Annotated in this window: 16 protein-coding genes; 3 read left to right on the plus strand and 13 right to left on the minus strand. The window is 55.1% G+C overall.

Annotated features, from left to right (window positions below; genetic code table 11):
• The first annotated feature begins 141 nt into the window (after window positions 1-141).
• Together RID21_RS16370 and RID21_RS16375 are read left to right on the plus strand one after the other, a co-directional pair.
• Entirely contained in the window at window positions 142-2,385 is a 2,244-nt protein-coding gene (locus RID21_RS16370) for a bifunctional SulP family inorganic anion transporter/carbonic anhydrase (protein WP_350190637.1), read from the plus strand.
• A gap of 104 nt (window positions 2,386-2,489) precedes the next feature.
• Window positions 2,490-2,714: a DUF2905 domain-containing protein gene (locus RID21_RS16375; RefSeq protein ID WP_350190639.1), complete on the plus strand. Its 225-nt coding sequence runs from the start codon at window positions 2,490-2,492 to the stop codon at window positions 2,712-2,714.
• Here RID21_RS16375 and ccoS read toward each other — a convergent pair.
• Genes ccoS through ccoN form a run of 8 tightly spaced genes read right to left on the minus strand, consistent with a single transcriptional unit; the run spans window position 2,667 to window position 11,249 of the window.
• Window positions 2,667-2,894, minus strand: coding sequence for a cbb3-type cytochrome oxidase assembly protein CcoS (gene ccoS / locus RID21_RS16380; RefSeq protein ID WP_350190641.1), 228 nt, complete (start codon window positions 2,892-2,894; stop codon window positions 2,667-2,669). The two genes, RID21_RS16375 and ccoS, sit on opposite strands and share 48 nt — an antisense overlap.
• Window positions 2,891-5,395: a heavy metal translocating P-type ATPase gene (locus RID21_RS16385; RefSeq protein ID WP_350190643.1), complete on the minus strand. Its 2,505-nt coding sequence runs from the start codon at window positions 5,393-5,395 to the stop codon at window positions 2,891-2,893. Before RID21_RS16385 ends, ccoS begins: the two co-directional genes overlap by 4 nt.
• Entirely contained in the window at window positions 5,382-6,176 is a 795-nt protein-coding gene (locus RID21_RS16390) for a sulfite exporter TauE/SafE family protein (RefSeq protein WP_350190645.1), read from the minus strand. Before RID21_RS16390 ends, RID21_RS16385 begins: the two co-directional genes overlap by 14 nt.
• Before the next feature lie 19 nt (window positions 6,177-6,195).
• Complete coding sequence (locus RID21_RS16395) at window positions 6,196-6,798, minus strand: FixH family protein (RefSeq protein WP_350190647.1); 603 nt, start codon at window positions 6,796-6,798, stop codon at window positions 6,196-6,198.
• Complete coding sequence (gene ccoG, locus RID21_RS16400) at window positions 6,777-8,153, minus strand: cytochrome c oxidase accessory protein CcoG (RefSeq protein WP_350190649.1); 1,377 nt, start codon at window positions 8,151-8,153, stop codon at window positions 6,777-6,779. The genes RID21_RS16395 and ccoG overlap by 22 nt, the downstream gene beginning before the upstream one ends.
• Window positions 8,154-8,187: 34 nt before the next feature.
• Complete coding sequence (locus tag RID21_RS16405) at window positions 8,188-8,847, minus strand: cbb3-type cytochrome c oxidase N-terminal domain-containing protein (RefSeq protein WP_350190651.1); 660 nt, start codon at window positions 8,845-8,847, stop codon at window positions 8,188-8,190.
• Between the two features lie 18 nt (window positions 8,848-8,865).
• Window positions 8,866-9,024: a hypothetical protein gene (locus tag RID21_RS16410; RefSeq protein WP_187781973.1), complete on the minus strand. Its 159-nt coding sequence runs from the start codon at window positions 9,022-9,024 to the stop codon at window positions 8,866-8,868.
• A gap of 5 nt (window positions 9,025-9,029) precedes the next feature.
• On the minus strand, window positions 9,030-11,249 hold the full coding sequence (gene ccoN / locus RID21_RS16415) for a cytochrome-c oxidase, cbb3-type subunit I (RefSeq protein WP_502892621.1): 2,220 nt from the start codon (window positions 11,247-11,249) through the stop codon (window positions 9,030-9,032).
• A gap of 491 nt (window positions 11,250-11,740) precedes the next feature.
• Between ccoN and RID21_RS16420 the strand changes: the two genes are divergently transcribed.
• Complete coding sequence (locus RID21_RS16420; RefSeq protein WP_350190655.1) at window positions 11,741-12,865, plus strand: hypothetical protein; 1,125 nt, start codon at window positions 11,741-11,743, stop codon at window positions 12,863-12,865.
• A 159-nt stretch (window positions 12,866-13,024) separates the two neighbouring features.
• Here RID21_RS16420 and RID21_RS16425 read toward each other — a convergent pair whose 3' ends face one another.
• From RID21_RS16425 to RID21_RS16445, 5 genes are all read right to left on the minus strand, one after another.
• A complete protein-coding gene (locus RID21_RS16425) occupies window positions 13,025-14,464 on the minus strand; it encodes a DUF1501 domain-containing protein (protein WP_350190657.1) in 1,440 nt (479 codons plus the stop codon).
• Window positions 14,465-14,482: 18 nt separating this feature from the next.
• Complete coding sequence (locus RID21_RS16430; RefSeq protein WP_350190659.1) at window positions 14,483-17,293, minus strand: DUF1553 domain-containing protein; 2,811 nt, start codon at window positions 17,291-17,293, stop codon at window positions 14,483-14,485.
• Between the two features lie 309 nt (window positions 17,294-17,602).
• The gene (locus tag RID21_RS16435; protein WP_350190661.1) at window positions 17,603-18,115 is read right to left on the minus strand and encodes a hypothetical protein; all 513 of its coding nucleotides are present in this window, start codon (window positions 18,113-18,115) and stop codon (window positions 17,603-17,605) included.
• A gap of 77 nt (window positions 18,116-18,192) precedes the next feature.
• Window positions 18,193-19,491: a DUF1501 domain-containing protein gene (locus RID21_RS16440; protein WP_145185112.1), complete on the minus strand. Its 1,299-nt coding sequence runs from the start codon at window positions 19,489-19,491 to the stop codon at window positions 18,193-18,195.
• 93 nt (window positions 19,492-19,584) lie between these two features.
• The gene (locus RID21_RS16445; protein WP_350190663.1) at window positions 19,585-22,347 is read right to left on the minus strand and encodes a DUF1549 domain-containing protein; all 2,763 of its coding nucleotides are present in this window, start codon (window positions 22,345-22,347) and stop codon (window positions 19,585-19,587) included.
• Window positions 22,348-22,355 lie beyond the last annotated feature (8 nt).

Consider the following 22,355-nt stretch of genomic DNA (forward strand, 5'->3'; position numbering starts at 1 on the left):
GTAACCCATCACCGGCGATTGATAAGTCAATCCTGTCCCGCTTTCGCCGTCGGCAGGCTTGGGTCTCTCCCCGCGGATCGAGTACAATGCCCCTTGCCACTTTTGAATTCTGATGACCGCCAACACAGAATAGCGCCGCGTATGTATGAGACTGCTACACTGGGATATCGCCTGCGACGCGATATGACCGCCAGCCTGGTGATTTTCCTCGCCGCCCTGCCCCTCTGTCTGGGTATTGCCCTCGCCTCGAATGCCCCCCTGATTTCCGGTTTGATCTCGGGCATCATCGGCGGAATCGTCGTCGGCTCACTGAGCCATTCGCAGACCAGCGTCAGTGGACCGGCGGCGGGACTGACAGCAGTCGTCGCTACACAGATCGCCCTGCTCGGCTCCTTCGAAGCCTTTCTGCTGGCGGTTGCCCTGGGAGGATTGTTGCAGGTGATCGCGGGCCTTTGTCGTGCCGGCTTCATCTCGATGTTCATTCCCTCCGGCGTCGTGAAAGGCATGCTGACCGGGATCGGCCTGCTGCTGATCCTCAAACAGTTGCCTTACCTGATCGGTCACGACGGTCTGGAGGCAAGCGGCTCACTGAGCGCTGCACCACAAAATCTGGGTCTCTATCAGAGCCTGGTCTCGCTCTCCGACCTCGACTGGCACGCGGGCGCGACTGTGATTGGGCTCCTCTCAGTGCTGCAACTGATCCTCTGGGATCGCATTCCCGTCCTCAAACGGTCCTCCATCCCTGGGCCGCTGATTTCCGTCGTCCTGGGAGTCGCCATCAGTCAGCTCTGGTTCAGTGGACTGGGCGCCGCCTGGCGGATTCCCAATCCGCAACTGGTTCAGGTGCCGGTCTTCAACAGCACCGCGGAATACGGGGCCATCCTCGTCTTTCCCGACTTTTCGCTGCTCACCGAGAGCAAGGTCTACATCGCGGCACTCACGATCGCGATTGTCGCCTCACTGGAGACGCTGCTCAATCTGGAAGCCGTGGACCGCCTCGATCCCCAGCAGCGGCACTCCCCCCGCAGCCGGGAACTGTTTGCCCAGGGGGTCGGCAATATCACCGCGGGACTGACCGGTGGGCTCCCCGTGACCTCGGTCATCGTCCGCAGTTCGTTGAACATCAACTCGGGTGGCCAGACGAAACTCTCGGCGATCCTGAACGGCGGCCTGCTGCTGGGTTGTTTCCTGCTGATCCCCCAGGTGTTGAATCTGATTCCGCTCGCCTGCCTGGCTGGAATTCTACTGGTCACCGGATACAAGCTGGCCAGCCCGGCCCTGATCCGACAGATGTACCAGGCCGGCCGCTATCAGTTCATCCCCTATTCTTGCACCGCCTTCTTCATCGTGGCAACCGATATTCTCACCGGTATCCTGCTGGGTCTGGCAACCAGCATCAGCTTCATTCTTTACAGCAACATGCGCTGCCCGCTGCATCGTGTCCTCGAAAAGCATGTCGGCGGCGATGTGTTACGCATCGAACTCGCGAACCAGGTCAGCTTTTTCAATCGGGCCGCCATCGAACGCGCCCTGCTCGAAGTCCCTCGCGACGGCTTCGTTGTCATCGATGGTCGTAAAACCGACTTTATCGACCCGGACGTCCTCAGCCTGTTACGCGACTTCCAGAACATCACCGCCCCCGCGCGGGGTATCCGGGTGAGTCTCCAGGGATTCCGCGAACGCTACGAACCGGCCGGTGAAATTCAGACGATCGATTATTCCCAGACGGAACTCCGCGGACAACTCTCTCCCGATGATGTCTTACGCCTGCTGATGGAAGGCAATCAGCGATTCCGCGCCGGTGTGCTCACCCGCGGAGAATCGCGACATAATTCCGCGGGGGAACCTTACGCTCAGAATTCTTTCGTGACGATTCTGAGTTGTATCGACTGCTATATGCCGGTGGAGTCGATCTTCGATTTGAGGCCCGATAACGTCTGCAGCGTGCAGGTTGCCGGCAACGTAATTGATATCGAAGTCGTCAATAACCTTGAATACGGCTGCATCCTTTCCGGTACCCCGCTGCTGCTGGTTCTGGGACACACCCGCTGTGGTGCTATCCGGGCCTCACTGGAACAGCAACAACCCGGACTCCCGGAAGACAGAGGCAATAACCCGCACCTGAACCAGGTCGTCAATCTGATATCACAGTCGATTCATGACGAGCCAGACAGCGGAGCATCTGCAGATTCCCCGGAGCAGAATGCGCTCTCCTCAACGCAGGTCAGTCACCGGAATGCCTTGCGCGCCGTCGCAGCCATCCTGTCCTCCAGCGACCAGATCCGCGAACGCGTCCAGGCCGGCACACTGGGAGTCGTCGGAGCCGTCTACCACGACGACACCGGCGTTGTCGAACTCCTGAAGGAAGAACTACCGCAGGGCTGATATTACCAGTATCGTTCAGCAGGCAAAGTATTTGACCGCGAATCCTTCCCCTCTGTTATACTGGAGGAAACAAACCCGATAAATTCTGTTTATGACGTATGACCATGAGTAATCACCCCGCGTGGATATTAATCGGAGCTGGACTCTTCATCGCCGCCATTGGTCTGTTCTGGCTGCTCGGACCCTCGCTGCCCTGGATCGGAAAACTGCCCGGCGATATTGCGGTTGAACGGGAAAACGTCCGCTTCTATTTTCCCCTGACGACCTGCATCCTGCTCAGTTTATTGCTCACGGGAATCGTCTGGGTGATCCGCTTCTTCACGAAGTGATGTTTCACTCTCGGAAGCAGGCCTGTGACGCGGACGGCGTCGCTCGTCGTCTTCCAGCATGCGGAACGCCGGCGTGTCGAGGTCATCGTATTGACCACGTGACACCGTCCACACGAACGCAATGACAGCGGCCAGCGCAAGCAGAATGGCAACCGGGAGTGCGATATACAATACGCTCATGCATGCGTCTCCCGGAAAGAACGGTTCATGAACGATAGAACCAGCACCGTCAACGAACTGATGGGCATCAGCACCGCCGCGATCAGCGGATTGATCAACCCATCCAGCGCCAAGCCCGCGGCCAGTAGATTGTAGGCCAGCGAGATCAAGAGGTTCCGTATGATAACCTGGTTCGTCATCCGAGCCCCGTCGATCAACTCCCGCAGCGGACTCAAGCCGGGACGATTGAGATAAACGTCAGCGACCTGCAGGCTGGCTTCGGCTCCTCCATGGACGGCAATTCCGACCGAAGCAGCTGCCAGGGCAGCGCTATCGTTGACGCCATCTCCCACCATGACGGTCAATTCGTGGGGCGTGGATTGATGAATGATCTGCAGCTTCTCTTCCGGCAGAACGCCTGCATGTACAAACTCAGGATCGATGTCGAGCTGCCGGGCGATCGGATTCACAATCTCCTCATGGTCGCCCGAGAGAATCCCGATCGACCAACCGGCCGCCTTCAGGTGATCCAGCGTGGCACGCGAATCGGGGCGCAAGCTGTCGCCGATGCCACAGACCGCCTCCAGTTCGCCATCGACGGCAATCAGAACCGTCGTCAGTCCCTGGGCACGACAGTCAGCAATGCTCTGCTGATACGTTGCAGGAATGCGACAACCTTCCAAAGTCAGTAACGCCTCGGTGCCGATCAGCAACTGATGCCCGCTAACAGTACCGTTGATCCCCTGGCCTGGTCTGGCCTGCACATCTTCAGGCGCCGGTAGATCAGGCAACGCACCTCCGGTCTGCTGTTCAATGTAGCCCAGTATCGCCGACGCAATCGGATGGACAACCTGCTGTTCGAGGGCTGCGATCTCGCGGAACTGACTCTGCTCTCCCTGCCAGACCTGCACCTGCATTTTACCGGTAGTCAGAGTCCCCGTTTTATCCAGCCACAGAAACCCGGGTCGGGCCAGTTTTTCGACCGCGTCTCCGGAATTGATCAGAATCGCTCGTTTCGCTGCTTTGCCCTGCGCGACGGCCAGTGCGAGCGGAGTCGCCAGACCCAGGGCACAGGGACAGGTGACGATCAGCAGGGAGATCGCGTTCGCAACCGCGACATTCGCCCCGCTCGACCACCAGAGCCCCAGGCAGAGGAGCGACAACAGGATGACCGTGATCACGAACACGCCGGCAATCCGGTTGGCAAGTTCGATCAGCGGGAGTTTGGAACTGACACCCAGTTCCACCAGGTTCATCAGACGTCCAATCCGAGTCTGTTCGCCTACGGACTGCACCTGCATCCGCAAGGGAGAAGTCAGGTTGAGCGTGCCCGCGGTTACCTCTCCGCCGGTCAGCACTCTGCGGGGCCGCGACTCCCCGGTCAGGATCGATTCATCAACTGACGAGTCGCCGGAGAGAATGACACCGTCTGCAGGAATTACGTCACCAGCGCGAACCTCCACCTCGTCTTCCACCTGCAGCACCTCAATCGGTACAGTCAGCACCTCAGTTCCGGTGACGAGACGTGCATGGCGGGGCGTGAGGTTTTTCAGGAGCGAGAGCTGGCTCAACGCATGGTGTTGCTGTCGGAACTGAATGTAGCGGCCAACCAGCAGCAGAAAGATCAACACGGTCAGCGAGTCAAAATAGATCTCTCCACTACCCCGAATCGAATTAACCAGCCCCGCGATCCCACCGATGGTAATGCCCAGAGCGACCGGCAGATCAATATGTGGAATCCGCGTCTTCAGCGCGAGCAAAGCGCCTTTGAAAAAGATCTGACCGGGCCAGAAGATCGAGACCAGTGCCAGCCCGGCGCTCGTCCAGCGAAACAGATTCAAGTGTTCGGCAGACATGCCGGTAAACATACCTGCGTATAGGGCAAATGCGATCAGCATAACATTCCCGGCACAGGCACCAGCGATCCCCAGGCGAATCAGGTGTTTCCGGTTTTCCAGGCGATAGAGTCGCTCGGTTTCGTTGGGTTGAGCCGGGTGCGGTCGGTAGCCAAGCCGATCCAGCGTGCGGGCGATTTCGGACAGCGCGACGGCGTCCGGATTCCAGAAACAGTCCAGTGTCGCGGTGGTGAGATTCACCCGTGCATTGATCACACCGGGCAGGAACTCGGGGAGTTTTTCAATTACAAACACGCAGGAGGCACAATGAATGCCTTCCAGGTGCAGCCGAATCCGATTCAGACCGGAATCCAACTGGTGGGCGTAAAGCTCCAGGAACCGGGGGTGGTTCATCTCCTCGTAGGTCAGTTCCGATGGGCCCGCTGTTTTAGCTTCCGCAATTTCCTCCAGCAGACGCGGGTCCATGTCCTGCAGTATCGCATAGGCGACTTCGCATCCCGCGCAGCAGAATTCCGGTCCGGAGCTGTGCTGACGCGATATAGGAATCGGCAGGTCACAGTGAATGCAGGTCCCCTGCCCACTTGACTGAGCTGTTTCGCTTCCGTCGATCTCATCGATCACCGGCGTGCGTTCAGGTTGGGAACGGGGACTGTTAATCGGAATCACCTCGACGGCAACAGGGGAACGGTTGCTCTTTGAGCTGCTCTAATTGTTCTGTCTGGGAAGGCGATTCCAACTGTTGGTGCAGAGCCCCCATATCTGCCTGCGCCCGCACGCCCATCGTAAAGATACCACTGATAATTAACAGGCTGGCAATGAGCGTGTTACCCAGAGTGTTCCATTTCCTTGGAAACCAGCGACTGGCCAGACTGGCGAGTGACAGCGCTGGTATTGTTCCCAGCCAGAAGGCGACCATCGTCAGTCCGCCGAGCAACGGTGTGCGAGCACTGACCGCCAGCAGCAGAAACGCGTATAACCAGCCACAGGGGAGGCAGGCCGTCATCAGACCGATGGACAGTGGTCGTAATACGTGCGGCAGTTGATGCACGCGTTTCACGAACTTCGTAAACACCCGGCCTACACGCGCTGTACCAAAATGGGGAATACTCCCGGTACGATAAATGGTCACCAGTGAGAACAGGCCAAACAGAATCATGCCGGCACCGGTTACCAGTGCCGCCGCCTGTTGCAGACCAGCCAGTTGACCACCCGATTCCATCAGCCAGCCCAGGCTGCCTGCCACGAGGCCCAGTAGTGCATATCCCAGCAGACGGCCACAATGATAGCAGCTTTCGTAAATCAGGGAAGAATGCGCGCCTGATTCAGGGGAGCGATTCGTCGCCAGCAGCATCAATGGTCCACACATGCCGACACAATGTCCGCTGCCGGCTATGCTGGCGACGAAGATGGTCGCCAGGAGTGGAATGATCGTCTGCAGGTCTGACATACTTTGTCCCGCACTTCGGTTAAAGTTGGTGATTTCTTGAGTTGTTGGCAGGTGTAGTCGCTACGGCCTGAAATTCTCCCGAATCTTTCAGACGAAACTGTTTCTTCTCCTGGAAATGACGGGGGTCCCCGGCGGTCTTCAATGAGAGTTCCCACAGTCCGGAACGCTGCAGCGGCGCGACGGCCGTGTAGTTGCCGGGCCCCTGTTCTTTAAAACGGAGCTTGAAGACATCGCCGCCTCGTGCGTGGTGAAAAATCTCTCCACTCAACTGACAGCCGCTGACGGGCTTGCCGTCTGGTCCTGCCAACTGGATGGTCAGCAGCCGTTCGCCCATCAGTCCCTGCGGTTTGCCCAGGTCAAGACGCGTCGTCCACCCCAGGGCATCACTGGCTGCCTGGCGCTCCCGCTGTTGATCCCAGGAGATGGCTTGTTCGTAGTAGCCTTCGACAATCACATTCGAAGGATCGCTGGTCGCCAGGAACACAGCAACGCCCGAGAGCACGATCTGCAGACCGAGGAAACCCAAGATAACGCCGCCCCACTTCCAGCGGGCCAGGGTTTCTGCGGACTCGTCATTCTCAATGTTTTCGGGTTCGTTGGTTACGGGCCGAGAATCTGACATGTGACCCTCCTTTCATCTGCCTGGTTTTGTGACTGAATCGAGAGCTCAACTTCCCGCAAGCCTGCGACAAACGATTTGCGCGGCGCCGATACCAGCATGGGGATAGTCTTGGTATCCCGTGCTTTGAGCTGGGGAGAACCGATCAGTTCCATGGTAACATCGGGGGCGTCGAGTACTTTGATTGTGTATTCATCCGGTTGATCCGTGCGGTTGACCAGCTTCAACTGCAGGTTGTTCTCAACCTGGTCGTCTTCGGTCACGATAAAGGGATTGCCATAATTACGCATGATGGTGATATCGAACGATTTCTTGTTCAGCAGTGTGATGGTAAAGGCAGAGACCGACAACAGCAGCAGTAAAGGATAGATAATCACGCGTGGCCGCAGTTTCTTCGTCGGCTGACCATCGATTTCATCCTGGCAGGAATAGCGGACCAGACCCAGCGGACGATCGACTTTGACCATGATTTCGTCACAGGCATCCATACACTGCGTGCAGTGCAGACACTCCATCTGCAGACCATCGCGAATGTCAATGCCGGTAGGACAGGCCTGCACGCACTGGCCACAGTCGATACAGTCCCCCTTGGGAGTCGGATCCGTTTTACTGATCTTACCTCGCGGTTCGCCCCGCTGGGGATCATAACTGACAATCAGCGACCGTCTATCCAGCAGTACCGATTGAAAACGACCATAGGGACAGGCAATCGTACAGAGCTGCTCGCGGAAAAACGAGAAGTTAAACATCATCAGAACGACCGTAGAGGTCATCACCAGGAACCCGGTAGGATGCGTAAACGGCGACTGACGTACCCAGTGCTGCAGCTCACTCACGCTGACGAAGTAAGCCAGGAACGTATGCGCTAATATCATGGAGATAATCAGGTACGCACCATACATCATGACCCGTCGAATCAGCGGGACCGGTTTTCGGGGCTTACCGCCATGACCGGTGGTGCCACAGAACAGGCGTTCGATGGGACGGTAAACGAATTCCAGATAAATCGTCTGGGGACAGGCCCAGCCACACCACACCCGGCCAAACAGTGCCGTCAGCAGGAAGATTGACAGGAAGACCGAGATCATGAAAAAGGCAAGCAACAACGTATCGGTCGGCAGGAACGTAAACCCGAAAATTGTAAATTCCCGTCGGGTGATATTCAGAAAGATCGCCGGCCGCGAATTGACCTGCAGATGAGGCAGGACAATGAACAGCACAATCAGGAAGTAGCCGACAATCCGCCGGCGATTCCAGAATTTCCCCTTGAACAGCCGGGGATACATCCAGCGACGTGAACCGTCTTTTTCCAGTGTGGATAAAACGTGCTCTTCGGGTTCCAGGACTTGGTCACTCATCAGGGTTCACCATATCACATTCTTTTAAAACTTCTCAAGACTCCGGCTGTTTTGTGGCAGCGTCCTGCTCCGCCTTAGGGGCAGATTCAGTATCAGACTTCCCCTCCGCGGCAGCGGGCGCTTGCCAGGGGCCGATTTTTTTGGCATTCGGTTCAGGTGGCTTCCCGGTTCCTTCCGGTAGAGACCCCTGCAGACTGGCTACATAGGATGCGACCAGCACGATTTCGTTGGGATGCAGTCGGTTTCCCCAGGCGGGCATTGCCTGACCGTTGGCCCCCTTTTCGACCACCGTGGCGATGTCACCGATCTCTTTGACGTGAATCCAGTAATCATCGGTCAGATTCGGGCCGACTTTTCCTTCAGCTTTCTCTGCATGGCAGGCCACGCAGTGCATCTGAAACACACTTTCACCCACCTTGAGCCATTTCGGGTCATCCTTGTATTTATAGACTGTCGCTGAATTCAGCTGCAGTTCACCGATTTCTGCGAACTGCAGCCGCAGGTTGTCGGCGACTTCTTCTTTGTACTGATCGTAGATCGACCGACCGGGAACGCCGGATTCATAGTAGAGCCAGTAGGGAAACGCAAAAAAGATGCATCCCCAGAACAGCATGATCCACCAGCCCGGCATCGGGTTATCGTATTCCTGAATTCCGTCGTAGTTATGTGTAGTTAACTGGTCTTTTTCAGACATCATTGTCTCCGAATCTGGTTAGTCGTCCGAAAGCGGAATTTCTGATTGATGTTTAATCTCTGCTTTGCTGGTCAGTGCGACCTTGATACCCACCAGGGCGAACGCTACCAGGAACAGCACGAGTGCGATTTCGGCACAGAAATCATAATTTAACAGACGCATGACTTCTTTGATCATGATAATTACCTCGTTGACGCTGGTTCTGCCTGCGCGGTCTTATTATCGGCCGCAGGCGCGGGTTCAGCGGATGGATTCGGGGATTTCGGAGTCTTGAACAGGTCCGTTCCCAGACGCTGCAGGTAGGCGATCAGCGCGACGACCTGTTTGTCTTCCAGGCCCGAGGGCCCTTTCTGACGTTCAATGTCATCAGCGATTGCTTTCGCCTGTTTCTTCGCGAGTGCGATGGAATCGCTCAAGGCGGCTTTGTCATAAGGTGCTCCCAGGTAGGAAGCAGCCCAGACGCGGTCCGGAATCGTCTTGAAGTTCAACTTGCGTTTTTCCAGCCATGGATAGGGTGGCATGATCGAACCTTTGGTCATCTTTTCCGGATCGCGGAAATGAATCAGATGCCAGAGGTTGGACTGCTTGCCCCCTTCGCGTGCCAGGTCGGGACCAATACGACGCGAACCCCACTGGAATGGATGGTCATAAACGAATTCACCCGGTTTGGAATATTCACCATATCGCTTGGTCTCTGCCAGCATGGGACGAATCATCTGCGAATGACAGTTGTAACAACCTTCCGCGACGTAGATATCCCGTCCGGCTAACTCCAGTGGTGTGTAAGGTGTCACCGTCGCGATGGTCGGTACGTTGGACCGGATCAGGAAGGTCGGAATGATTTCGAACAGCGATGCAGCCACCACAGCGATGATCACCCAGATGGTCATCAGGCGGGGGAGCCGTTCCCAGCGACGGTGCCACGCGAGTTGCTCGAACACATCCAGCTTCTTGGCGACTTCCAGCACGCCCGACAGGCGAGACTTGGGAGCCGGGTCGTCATCGTAATGCGGTTCCAGCGCGGGAGCGTAATGTTCAACTTCTTCGTAGTTCGCAGGACGTCTTTTCCAGGTCTGGAAGAAGTTGTAGCTCAGCAGCAGTGCCCCGGAGAGATAAACCACCCCGCCGACTGCGCGGATCAGGTATAACGGAATCAGCACGCGAACCGTTTCTACGAAGTTGGGATAAGCCAGCTGACCGGTATCGGTAATGGCCCGCCACATCAGTCCCTGCGTCAGCCCCGCAACGTAGATCGGGAAGATATACAGCAGGATCCCCACGGTTCCCAGCCAGAAATGCAGGTTTGCCAACCGCGTGCTGTAGAGTTCGGTCTGGAACAGACGTGGCAGCAGCCAGTACATCATGCCGAAAGTCATGAACCCGTTCCAGCCCAGTGCGCCCGCATGTACGTGGGCGATGGTCCAGTCGGTGTAGTGTGACAGAGCATTCACAGATTTGATCGACAGCACGGGACCTTCAAAAGTCGACATCCCGTAAAAGGTGATCCCGACCACGAAGAATTTGAGCACCGGATCGGAAGTCACTTTCTGCCAGGCCCCGCGCAGGGTCAGCAGTCCGTTGATCATCCCGCCCCAGGAAGGCATCCAGAGCATGATCGAAAACAGCATGCCGAGGGTCGAAGCCCATTGAGGCAGCGCCGTGTAGTGCAGGTGATGCGGACCTGCCCAGATATAAATGAAGACCAGCGACCAGAAGTGCAGAATACTTAACTTGTATGAGAAGATCGGTCGGTTTGCCGCCTTGGGCAGGAAGTAATACATCAGCCCCAGGAACGGCGTTGTCAGGAAGAAGGCCACCGCGTTATGCCCGTACCACCACTGCATAAAAGCATCCTGCACTCCGGCATAGACGGAATAGCTCTTGAACAGGCCAATCGGTACGACCAGGTTGTTGAACACATGCAGTAGCGCGACAGTCACAATCGTGGCGATGTAGAACCAGAGGGCTACATACATGTGCCGTTCGCGTCGACGGGCCAGTGTCATAAAGAAGTTCACACCAAAGAAACCGACCCAGACCACGGCGATCGCCAGGTCGATAGGCCATTCCAGCTCGGCGTATTCCTTACTCTGCGTGATGCCCAAAGGCAGAGTAAGTGCGGCTGCCAGGATGATCAACTGCCAGCCCCAGAAATGCAGACGCGACAACATGTCGCTCCACATGCGGGCCCTGCACAGACGCTGCGTCGAATAATAGACGGCGGTGAAGATGGCGTTGCCGGCAAAGGCAAAGATGGCTGCGTTCGTATGCAGCGGTCGCAGGCGGCCAAAAGTGATGAAGTCTAGCCCCAGGTTCACGGAAGGAAACGCGAGTTCGGTCGCAATAACGATCCCCACCAGAAAGGCGACTACTCCCCACACCAGTGTCGCCAGGGCAAACATCCGGGAAATCTGGTCATCGTAAACAAACTTTTCCAGATTACTGTCCTGAGTGGCGTTTTCTAAAGTCGTTTCAGCCGACACGGTTGCTCCTCTGCTCCTGAAAACAATGCGAACGCTTGATTATAATTGATAGATGTCTATGAGAACTACATATCTGAAACATGGGCAAAAAAATAACTGCCCTGAAACAGGCGTCTCTGTGCTTTAGTTTAGATGTTTGACCTAAGTCCTTTGAGGGGAATGCCTCACATCTGTTCGTGGCAAACAGCACAACCCCGTCAGTGTGAAACCTTGCGGTTGTCGATTTTACTTTTTTATGAAATTCGTTCCAGAATATTTTTCGACCTCACGCGCGAATTCTATGAGTGGCGAAATAGAAATAACAGATATAAATGTCGTATTTGGTGTCGAAGTCTCACGAAAAAGAAAAATCGCATTCGACAGATTCGGTTTTTCTCATAATCGATAATCAAGGATTCAAGGAAATAGAAATGGATATCAAGCTGATGTGTGGTGCCGGGGTGGCACTGCTCTTCAATCTGCTGACTGTATCGACTCAAGCTGACGAGCCGACACTCTTCGATTCACCCGATATTGAGCTGGTAAGTGCATCTGCAGAACCTGCTGAATTACAGCTGTCGGGGGCAGAAACGGAAGTTGGCGTGACACCGGATGCCGTCTTTACCGCGTATGAAGTCATTCCAGAGGCAGCCCCCTGCCAGACCTGCCAGTCAGATTGTGGCTGTCAGCAGTTCTGCCAGTGCGATTCCTGCCAGGGCTGCACACTCTGCGACCGCATTCCCCTGCTCAACCGTTTTCCCAGTGATCCCTGCTTCAAACACTGGGTGATGCCCGTCAGTAACCCTGTCTGGTCAATCGACCCACGTTCCCTGACCTACGTCCGTGGTGTGTTCGTCAATCAGATGATCGACTCGCAGACCCCCGTACTGGGAGCCGGCGACCTGCAGGTTTATGCTCTGCAGCTGGGAATCGCCTTAAATGAGCGTCTCTCGATCATCGCTGTCAAAGATGGATTCAATACGTTACAGACACGCGGCGTCGGTAATGCACACGGCTGGGCTGATATTGCCGCTGGTGTGAAATATGTGCTGATCCGGGATGTCGATAATCAGTTCCTGCTCTCCACCGGGATTATCTACGAAGCCCACAACGGCAGCACCCGTGTCTTTCAGGGGAACGGCCAGGGCATCTGGAACCCCTTCCTGACCGGGGGTAAGGAACTGTGCAACGGCGGACACTTCATTGCCAACGCCGGTTTCCATCTCCCTGCAGATGACTTCGATAATTCCACCTCATTCTGGTACAGCCTGCACTATGATCATCCGCTGACCGAAAAACTCTCCGCTCTGGCCGAAATGAACGGCATCGTCTACACGAAAAGTGGTGGTGCTCTGCCGGTCAACTTCGAAGGGGGCGACTGGATCAACCTGGGCTCATCAAACGTAGCGGGTAACGATGTGATCACCATGGCCTTTGGTGCTGACTACAAAATCAACGAGTGTCTCTCGTTTGCCGGTGTCTGGGAATTCCCTGTGACCGAACGCAAAGATCTGCTCGACAGCCGTACCACGGTTACACTCACACTCACCTTCTAATTACGATAACAGTGATTACATAAGCGCCAGATATACCGGGAAAGGAGGTCCTGTATCGCATTAACGGACAATAGACTAGTTTAAACGACAGCAGGTTCGCAAATGGGGGGTCATTTGCGAACCTGTTTGTTTGCGCTTGTCAGTATTGTCTCTGTGAAATCAGGCGAACAGATCGTGGACGATGCGACCTTCCACATCGGTCAGGCGGAAGTCGCGACCCGCGTGTCGGTAGGTCAGCTTTTCATGATTGATTCCCAGCAGGTGCAGCAGCGTGGCGTGCATATCGTGCATGTGGACCTTGTTCTCAACCGCTTCATGCCCGAATTCATCGGTCGCCCCAAAGGAAAAACCAGGTTTGACACCGCCGCCACACAGGAAGTGAGTAAAGCCTTTCGGGTTGTGATCGCGACCATCGGCCCCCTGTTTGAATGGGTTACGACCGAATTCGCCTCCCCACCAGATCAGAGTGTCTTCCAGTAGCCCGCGCTGTTTCATATCAGCGATCAACCCCGCGACCGGCTTGTCGGTTGCCCGGGCGTGGATCTCGTGCTTCTGAATTTTGCTGTGCTGGTCCCAGCGGGGTGTATTCGCATTGTCGGAATAGTTGACCTGAATATAGCGGGTCCCCGCCTCAGCCATTCGACGTGCCAGCAGGCACTGACGTCCAAAGTCGTCGGTCGCTTCATCACCAATGCCGTACATTTTGAGCGTCGCCGGAGATTCCTCAGACAGATCGGTCAGTCCCGGAGCATGTTGCTGCATGCGGAACGCGAGTTCGAACGAATTGACAACCGCCGCCAGTTCATCATCTTCCCGATAGGACTGTAGCTGGTCGCGGTTCAGAGACTGCAGTAATGCCAGTTGCTGACGCTGCTTCCTCAGGGGAACCTGACCATTGGTGATATTGTTAAAGCGGGCCTCACTGGCGGGCTGCCCTGCTCTCCCCAGTGCCGTTCCCTGGTAATGCGAAGGCAGAAAAGCATTGGAGTAATTGCGCGGTCCACCGTTCCCATAAGAGGGAGATATTGTAATGAAGCCGGGAATGTTTTCGTTTTCCGTTCCCAGACCATAGGTGATCCAGGAGCCGATCGAAGGCATGATCAGATTCGTCGTCCCGGTGTGCAGAAACAGTGTACTCGGACCATGGGCGACTCCATTCGTGTGCATACTGTGAATGAAACAGAGGTCATCCACGTGACGTCCGATTTCCGGAAACAGATCGGATACCCAGTGCCCGCTCTCCCCGTACTGACGGAATTTCCAGGGGGACTGCATGATCTGTTCTTTGCCGTAGGTCCCTGTCTTGGCGATGCTGCGGGAATTCTTGAATTCCATTTTCTCGCCGTTTTTCTCTTCGAGCAGCGGTTTGTAATCGAAAGTATCGACCTGACTGGGGCCCCCCTGCATAAAGATAAAGATGATCCGCTTGGCCCGGGCCGGGAACATCGGCTGCCGGGGTGCCAGTGGATTACCTGTAATGGGACTGGGCGTATTCCCCCGTGCCTGGGAAAGCATTCCGTTCAGGGCCAGCGCTCCGAAACCGCAGGCGGAAGAACGCAGCAGTTGACGTCGTGTCACAGGGTTATATTGAACTGACATGGAATCACTCCAGGTTCGTTATTGAATGTAGCGAAAATCAATACAGGCAATCATGGTCTGGCAGAAGGCGGTCCAGGCTTCGATCTGTTCCGAAGCAGTTTCTGTCTGCGACAGTTCCAGGAATCGCTCTGCATTTGCCTTCTCTGTTGCGTATGGCAGACGTCCCAGCATGATCCTGAATAAGGCGTCAATGCGGGCTGACTGATCGGCGGGATAGTCGTGATTCACGCGCCGAGCGATCTGCTCGGCCTGCTGCATCACGAAGGGGTTATTCATCAGATACAGCGCCTGTGTGGACAGAGTACTCGTATTCCGGCGTCCTACGGACAGATTGGGATCGGGGAAATCAAACACTGCCAGCAGTTCGTGTAGACGATTGCGGAATACCGGGATATAGACACTGCGGTAATTATTTTTGAACTCGTAACCGTATTCTGATTTCGTACCGGGGCGGACCGTCTGATCGTGCTGCTTAAGGTCGAGGTCACCACTGACAAACAGGATCGTGTCGCGAATCGCTTCGGCATCCAGGCGACGGTGGTTTTGATGAGTGAGCAGGCGATTGTCCGGATCGGCAGCACGCTGTGCAGCCGTGGAATGACTCGAGAGCCGATAGGTTCGCGACAGAACGATTTCACGAATCAGGGCTTTGGTTGACCAGCCATTTTCGATCAGACGCTGTGCCAGGTAGTCGAGCAGTTCGGGGTGCGAGGGTGTTTCTCCCCGTATTCCAAAGTTATCCACGGTTCGCACCAGTCCGGCACCGAACAGATGCTGCCAGACGCGATTCGCATACACGCGGGCGGTCAGTGGATTCTCCGGGCTGGCAACCCATTCCGCCAGTTGCAGACGCCCACTGGCATCAGCGGGAATCACCGGGGCCGACTCAGTCTGGGCGACTGTGAGAAATCCACGAGGGACCTTCTTACCCAGTTGATGCACATTCCCGCGAATCAGCAGATGATAATCACCTGGTTCCTCCCCTTCATAGACCGACATGATTTCCGGTACTTCCGGAGGCGCGTTCTGCTTGCGTTCTGCAATCTCATCTCGAATGGATTTGATTTTACGCTGCGTGGCTTTGATCTTACTTAAGGTCTGCTCGTATTGGGGATTGATTTCCGGTTCTGTTTCGCTGGCAGAGGCGCTGACGGGAATCGACACGAAACGGATGGCATCGACAATCACGTAGCCATCGGTGCCTTCATTCGAGACAACAATTTCTTCTTCCTCTGTTCCCCGGAAGTCAAATTTACCCAGAGAGGCGAATGTGCCGTCCGTCGGTTGTACCCGCTGGTTGACATACACTGTCTGCTGACCGGTTGCGGTCTTAATGGTGACGGGCACACGCGAAGCGCGGGACTCCGCCGAGTTGTAAGCCAGCTGCACATCGTAACGCCCTGACTTGAGCTGTCGTGGCGTGAATGTGACCAGCTTTTTGCCTTTGGCCTGTTGCTGGTCGTGGATATAGCCTTTGCCGATGAAGTCTTTATAGAACGTGGATTGCTTCCAGTCTCCCACCAGGGTCGCGGAGGAATCATCGAGTGTGATCGTATTCAGTTCCGCCTTCAGTTGTTTCAATTCTTTCTGGCTGGCCTTCTGCGCGGACGTGAGTTGTGCCAGGGCTTTCTCATACTCGATTCGCGCCTGTTCCTGCTGTCCCGGTAGTGGTAACGGACGCTTCGTCCAGCCGGAAACATTACCGGGGGTCAGCACCTTGGTACTGCGGAGAATGCCGGCCAGGGCGTAATAATCGGAAGCGGGAATGGGATCGAACTTGTGATCGTGGCAGCGGGCACAGCCGAGTGTCATCCCAAGGAACGATCGACCGATGGTCTGAATCTGCTCATCGATCACGTCCATCCGCAGTTGTTCTTTATCCTGCTGTTCGTAATTGGTCGGTCCCAGCAGCAGAAAGGCGGTCGCGATGAGTTGGTCCTGGCGTTCGCGGAAGTCGTCTGAGTCCAGCAGGTCGCCTGCGATCTGTTCCTTGATGAACTGATGAAACGGCTTGTCTTCATTGAAAGAGTCGATTACATAGTTGCGATATCGCCAGGCGGAATTGTAGAGCAGAGAACGACCACCGCCCGTCGACTGTGAGAAGCGCGCCACGTCCAGCCAGTAGCGACCCCAGCGTTCGCCAAAGTGGGGGGAATCCAGCAGTTGGTCGACCAGGCGGGCCGTTGCATCCTCGCTGGTATCGTTCAGGTATTCATCGATCTGTGTGGGAGTCGGTGGCAGACCGGTTAAGTCATAATACAGGCGGCGTACCAGAGTCGTCCGATCGGCGAGTTTCGACGGTTGCAAAGCTTGCTGCCTGGAACGAATGAACGCATCGATGGGACTCTGCTTCCAGGCCGGTTCTGTGACCTGGGGAGGATTCGGCTGCTTCACCGGCTGGAAGGACCAGAACTGCCGACCCTGTTCGAGATCGATCTGCTGACTGACGACTTTGCTTTCGCCTTTGCGTGGATCGGGAGCCCCCATTTTGATCCAGGTTTCGAAATCCTGAATGATTTCATCGGAGAGCTTTCCCGACGGAGGCATTTCATAACTCTCGAACCGCAGTGATTCGAGCAGCATGCTCTCTTCAGGTTTTCCGGGGACTACAGAAGGGCCGGAATCACCCCCCTGCAAGGTTCCCGCGCGGGTGTCTAGCAACAGTCCGCCGCGAATCGATTTCGCATCTGCTGCGTGACATTCATAGCAGTGTTTGATCAGCACCGGTCGAATTTTCGTTTCGAAGAATTCAACCTCATGATCCTTGAGCGGGGCTTCTTCTGCGGAGAGATCCTGCAGGTTCGTGAATGTTAATGCTGCAGTAGCCATTAGAAGCATTAACCAGGATTGTCGCGCGTGCCGCCGCATTGCCAGTACTCCTCACCTCTGAAACAGAGAGATGGATCTGTCGATCTTCAGAAACAGACGTATTTAATCAACTTATGTTTATATCAAGATTTACGAGTGGAAACAACTCTTTTTTGCCTGTCAGACCCGTTCACATTCATACATATCGGGGATTTCTGGTGCGAAGATACAAAAAAAATCCCCCGACTCGGTTTACGGAATCGGGGGAGCGAATAGTGACAGGCTTGCCTGTTCCTTCAGCACGTTGGAACAGGCACCATATCAACAGAACTAGCTGTTTTTCTTTTTCTTCTTGCCAGCTTTACCCGGTTTTTTGATTTTGGCGAGTTGCTCTGAAGTCAGAACTGATTCCAGCTTGCCACGGACTTCTCCGTTCAGTTTGCGGGTAGCAGCAGTCACTTCTTTCATCTGCTTTTGCTGCTCGTCAGTCAGTTTGACGGCTTCGTTCACAGAATCACGAAGTTCTTTTCCTTTTTTGCCGGCATCTTTCGCTGCTTTCATGGCTTCCCGACGGGCTTTCAGCTGATCGGGAGTCATAATTTCGCGATTTTTCTTCTGCAGGGCGACAAATTGCGGCGTGTATTCTTTCTTCAGTGCGGCAACTTTTTCTTTCTGCTCTGCATTCAGTTCGATGGAGTCAGGCAGGTTCAGGGCCTGGATCCGAACTGCGGGCTGCTTCTTGTTGCCTTTTTTCTTTTTTGCACCTTTTTCAGCTGCATCTACAGTCGCGACACAGGCCAGGATCAGAGCAAAGGTCAGAAGCGCTTTCGATACTTTCAACATTCGTATTCCCCCTCAGGAAATTATATAAAATGCCAGAGAACACCATTGCACCTGGCGGTTGAAGCCAATGCTCAGTTTCAGCTGAACAGTTCGTTAATCACGGAACCATCGCGTACGATTGTGATCGGACGACCGGTGTTCGTGTGGTATTCCCGGGTAAAGTCAATCCCCAGGTTGTGGTAGAAGGAGGCAGCGACATCGTCGGGAGACCGGCCGGCGTCAGCAGGCTCAGTACCATTGGCGGTACTCTTACCGATGACCTGGCCTCCTTTGACCATGCCACCTGCCATCAGCATGAACATACAACGGGGGTAGTGATCCCGTCCGCCACGCTGCGTATTGATCTTGGGAGTACGTCCGAATTCCCCGGTGACATAGACCGCCGTGGTTTCCAGCAGTCCCTTTTCAGCCAGTCCGTTGAACAGAGCAGACAGCCCTTCATCGAACGGAGGCAGCAGTCGGTTTTCCAGGCTTTCCCAGTTGTTGCGGTGTGTATCCCAGCCCCCCATGGAGACCGTGACGAATCGCACGCCAGATTCCACCAGCCGCGATGCCAGCAGACAGCTCTGACCAAAACTTGATTCGCCGAACTGTTTCGTGAATGCCGGCGATTCTTTCGAAATGTCGAAGGCATCACGGGCACGCTTGGAAGTGATGATGGCATGCGCCTGCTGTCCGAAACGATCCAGACCTTCGATCAACTGCGAATTCTTTTCCAGGCTGTTGAAAGTCTGGTCGATGTCCCGCAGCAGTGTCTCGCGGCGTTCGATGTTTTCGACGGTCAATCCCGAACGCAGCGAAATGCCACGCACGTTGAACGGCTGACCGGGACGCGGAGTCGCACCGGTATTCAGCGGAGCGTACTTCACTCCCAGGAAGCCTGGTTTCTGAGTGGAGTTCGGAATCGAAACATAAGGCGGCAGGTTAGCCGGTCCTGGATATTCCTTGGTGAAGACCGCACCGTATCCCGGGTATTCCAGTGAAGGCAGCGGACGGCTGCCAGTATTGACATATTCGCGACCCAAAGCATGCGCGGCAACGGAGTGCGAGACACCCCGCAGCAGAGCGTATTTATCCATGCAGGAAGCCAGTTTAGGCAGATGCTCGGAGATCTCGATGCCACTCACATTCGTTTTGATCTGCTTGAATTCGCCCCGGTATTCACTGGATGATTCCGGTTTGAGGTCGAAGGTATCCATGTGGGAAGGACCGCCGGAAAGCTCGATGAAGATGGCGGAAGTCGCCTGCTTCGGTTTTGCTTCGCCGGCATCCACCATCCGCAGATAAGAGGAGAGTGTCAGCCCGGTGAAACCGAGCGTCCCGATTTTCAAAAAGTCGCGGCGCTTCACTCCATCGCATGTCATAGATACGGCCATTAGAGTTCCTTTCAGAATGAGGTGCCTGAATCACGGCGTTCAGGCTGTGTGTGGATGTAATTGTTTGAATAGGTTCTTGTCTGCCGAAGCGGTTTAGTGATTCAGCATGAATTCTTTGGTATTCAGTACGGCCCAGATCAGGTCGTAAATACCAGCCATTTTGTCTTTCGATTCTTCGATGTACTTCTTCGCAGACTCGGTTTCCTGTTCCGTGGGATAACGGCTCAGGCTCCGCAAGTATGTCCGGGTGATGATCTCTTCGGTTTTCTCTGCGGAGATCGGTTCTTCCAGGGTTTGTACCTTGGCCGGACTGTTCTGGGCACGACCTGCATTCTGTCGTACTTTCTTCAATTCTGCAGTCAGAGTTCGCAGACGCTTCTGTGCCTGTTGCAGCTGCTTTTTCTTATCTTCCTGCTTCTTGAGCTGGGCGACCCGCTGTTTCAACTGCTGTGCCTGCTCTTTGAGCTGATCGGCACGATCGTTCATGCGAGTTTTCTGAGCATTCTTAGCTTCGACGGCTCCCAGTTGCTGTCCCACCTGGAACAACCAGCTGCTGTTGGAGCGGTTGATAGCGGAATACACATCGTTGTCGTTCTTAATGTACATGGTCTGCAGCAGGCTGGGATCAACAGAGCGATCGCAGTCACAGTTGCTTTCCCGGGTCGAGCGTCCGAAGATCGTCAACGCGTATTGCTTGTCGCGGAGAGCCCGGTTCCGGACTCCCGAAGCAGCGATGCCGATGGCCCGTTCGTCGACACTGTTTTTCATACTGTCGATGGCATCGTCCGAAGCGGTTGCCTGGTGAATCGCATCGTAGAGCACTTCGGCCGGCATCCGGTGAGGAATATAGTGGCTGAAGTTGACTTCATCGAGTTCATTAGTCGGGTTGGTTTTCCAGCTGCGCTGGTAGGTGTCGCTGTTGGCGATTTCCCGGTGCAGCCATTTCATGTCGTAATCGTGTTTCACGAATTCACGAGAAAGGTAATCCAGCAGCGGAGCATTGCTCGGAGGATTGGCCAGGTTCAGGTCATCAGCCGGTTCAATAATGCCCCGGTTGAAGTAGGCAGACCAGACACGGTTCACGAATGCTTTCGCGAAGAACGGGTTGTTTTCCCGACGTAACCATTCCATCAACGCAGCGCGGGGGTCATCCATTTCGTTGATCTCGACGACTTCAGCTCCCAGAAGCTTGGCGGTTGCCGGGCTCTGGTTGCGTCCCTGTCGACGCTGCTTTTTGTTTTTGTTCTTATTTTGATTCTTGTTCGCAGGACGGGCCTTGGGAACATACACTTCCATGAAAGGTACGGTTTCCCCTTTGTTGACCTGCTTATTCAGCTCGCGGAGTAATTGGTTACCGCGGAGCTTGTCTGCACCCAGCTCTTCGACCATCGCCGCATATTCCTGGCGCGACTCGGGATTGACTCCGAAGTTGACGCGGGTAAAGAAGCCGCGGAATTCTTTGAAGTCGTTCTGGGTCCACTGGTCAAAGGGGTGCTTGTGGCACTGGGCACATTGAATGCGAATCCCCAGGAAGGTATAGGCGAAGCCGAGTACCCGATCGTCTGGGTTACGGAAATTCCGCCGGGCCCAGTAGTAAGGCATATGCTCGCGATCAGCAAAATCCTGCCCTGGTTTGTCCTGGTAAATGGCGTTCATGTTCTTGGTGAACTGATCGAAGTCTTCCCCTTTTTCACGGCTGGTGGCCAGCAGGATGCCTTCGACAATGTCGTCATAGCCAGCGTTGTCCGTGACGCGTTTTTTAATCCAGTCGTACCATTCCTGGCTCGGTTTGTCGCGAACGGGAGCGACGTTGATCAGATCATCATAGTTATTCTGGGTGAAGTCACAGAGCTTGGTGGTCCACCAGGCAGCGTAGCCGGGGCTTTCCAGCAACTCGTCGATTTTCTCAGCACGCTTGTTGGGGGAGGTGTTCTTGAGGAAGGCTTCAACTTCATGCGGTGCGGGTAATGTTCCGGACAGATCCAGGCTGACGCGGCGGAGGAACTCGGTGTCATCACAGAGATCTGCGGGGACCACACCCAGTTTCTGCAGTTTGTTGACGACCAGCTTGTCGACCTTGGTAGAAGCAGCGACCTGTGGATACTTGTCGCCATATTGATCGGAAACGGGCTGCAGTACGGGAACGGGAATCACGCCGGCATCGTAGAACACAACCACGTGCGTATCGCCTGGTTTGTTGGAAGTGACCAGACCTTCTTCATTGATGGTCGCGATCTGCTCGTTGTTCGTCTGGAAGCGGCAGATGGGGGTTACGTTTTCACGAGTACCATCAGACCAGACGGCAACCGCTTTCAGCTGAACGGTCTCACCTTCTTTGCTGAACTGAATCGCATTCGGAGTGACTTCCAGGCGATCGAACTTGGGTGCGTCTTTGGGTACTCCCTGTGCGCCGCCGGCAATCCAGCGGGTCAGCAGGCGATGCTGCCAGCTGTTGAGCTCGAAACGTTTGCCCCCTTCGTGTTCAATTTCATTCAAAGGCTTCTGAATGATCAGGCTTTTGCCGGGCTCTTTCATGTTGACCCGGTCAGCTTCGGCGTTGGTCAACTCTTTGTGGTCCATGACGAAGTCGTAACCGAACAGAGACAGACGGAAATCGCCTTTGCCCTGGAACGAACCGTGACAGGCGCGGCCGTTACAGCCCTGTTTTCCCAACAAAGGCACGACGTGCTGCTGGAACTGGGGAACTTCCTGAGTGGATTCATCAGCATACCGCTGATCGACCGGCTGTTTGACCTGATCGGATTCTGCGGCGGTCGCTGTCAGGGAAAACAGCGCCAGTGCCAGCATACCTGCTGTGAGAGAGTAAACACTACGATAGAGTTTGAGTGATTTCATACCACACC

Source organism: Gimesia sp., from assembly GCF_040219335.1.
GTDB lineage: Bacteria > Planctomycetota > Planctomycetia > Planctomycetales > Planctomycetaceae > Gimesia.

Coding starts and splice junctions, on each gene's coding strand:
- RID21_RS16405 (WP_350190651.1), bottom strand. CDS start 8,847: ATGTCTGAAAAAGACCAGTTAACTACACATAACTACGACGGAATTCAG.
- ccoN (WP_502892621.1), bottom strand. CDS start 11,249: ATGTTTGCCCTGGCGACACTGGTGTGGGGAGTAGTCGCCTTTCTGGTG.
- RID21_RS16425 (WP_350190657.1), bottom strand. CDS start 14,464: ATGTCAGTTCAATATAACCCTGTGACACGACGTCAACTGCTGCGTTCT.
- RID21_RS16390 (WP_350190645.1), bottom strand. CDS start 6,176: ATGTCAGACCTGCAGACGATCATTCCACTCCTGGCGACCATCTTCGTC.
- RID21_RS16440 (WP_145185112.1), bottom strand. CDS start 19,491: ATGGCCGTATCTATGACATGCGATGGAGTGAAGCGCCGCGACTTTTTG.
- RID21_RS16410 (WP_187781973.1), bottom strand. CDS start 9,024: ATGATCAAAGAAGTCATGCGTCTGTTAAATTATGATTTCTGTGCCGAA.
- ccoS (WP_350190641.1), bottom strand. CDS start 2,894: ATGAGCGTATTGTATATCGCACTCCCGGTTGCCATTCTGCTTGCGCTG.
- RID21_RS16370 (WP_350190637.1), top strand. CDS start 142: ATGTATGAGACTGCTACACTGGGATATCGCCTGCGACGCGATATGACC.
- RID21_RS16420 (WP_350190655.1), top strand. CDS start 11,741: ATGGATATCAAGCTGATGTGTGGTGCCGGGGTGGCACTGCTCTTCAAT.
- RID21_RS16375 (WP_350190639.1), top strand. CDS start 2,490: ATGAGTAATCACCCCGCGTGGATATTAATCGGAGCTGGACTCTTCATC.
- RID21_RS16435 (WP_350190661.1), bottom strand. CDS start 18,115: ATGTTGAAAGTATCGAAAGCGCTTCTGACCTTTGCTCTGATCCTGGCC.
- ccoG (WP_350190649.1), bottom strand. CDS start 8,153: ATGAGTGACCAAGTCCTGGAACCCGAAGAGCACGTTTTATCCACACTG.
- RID21_RS16445 (WP_350190663.1), bottom strand. CDS start 22,347: ATGAAATCACTCAAACTCTATCGTAGTGTTTACTCTCTCACAGCAGGT.
- RID21_RS16395 (WP_350190647.1), bottom strand. CDS start 6,798: ATGTCAGATTCTCGGCCCGTAACCAACGAACCCGAAAACATTGAGAAT.
- RID21_RS16430 (WP_350190659.1), bottom strand. CDS start 17,293: ATGGCTACTGCAGCATTAACATTCACGAACCTGCAGGATCTCTCCGCA.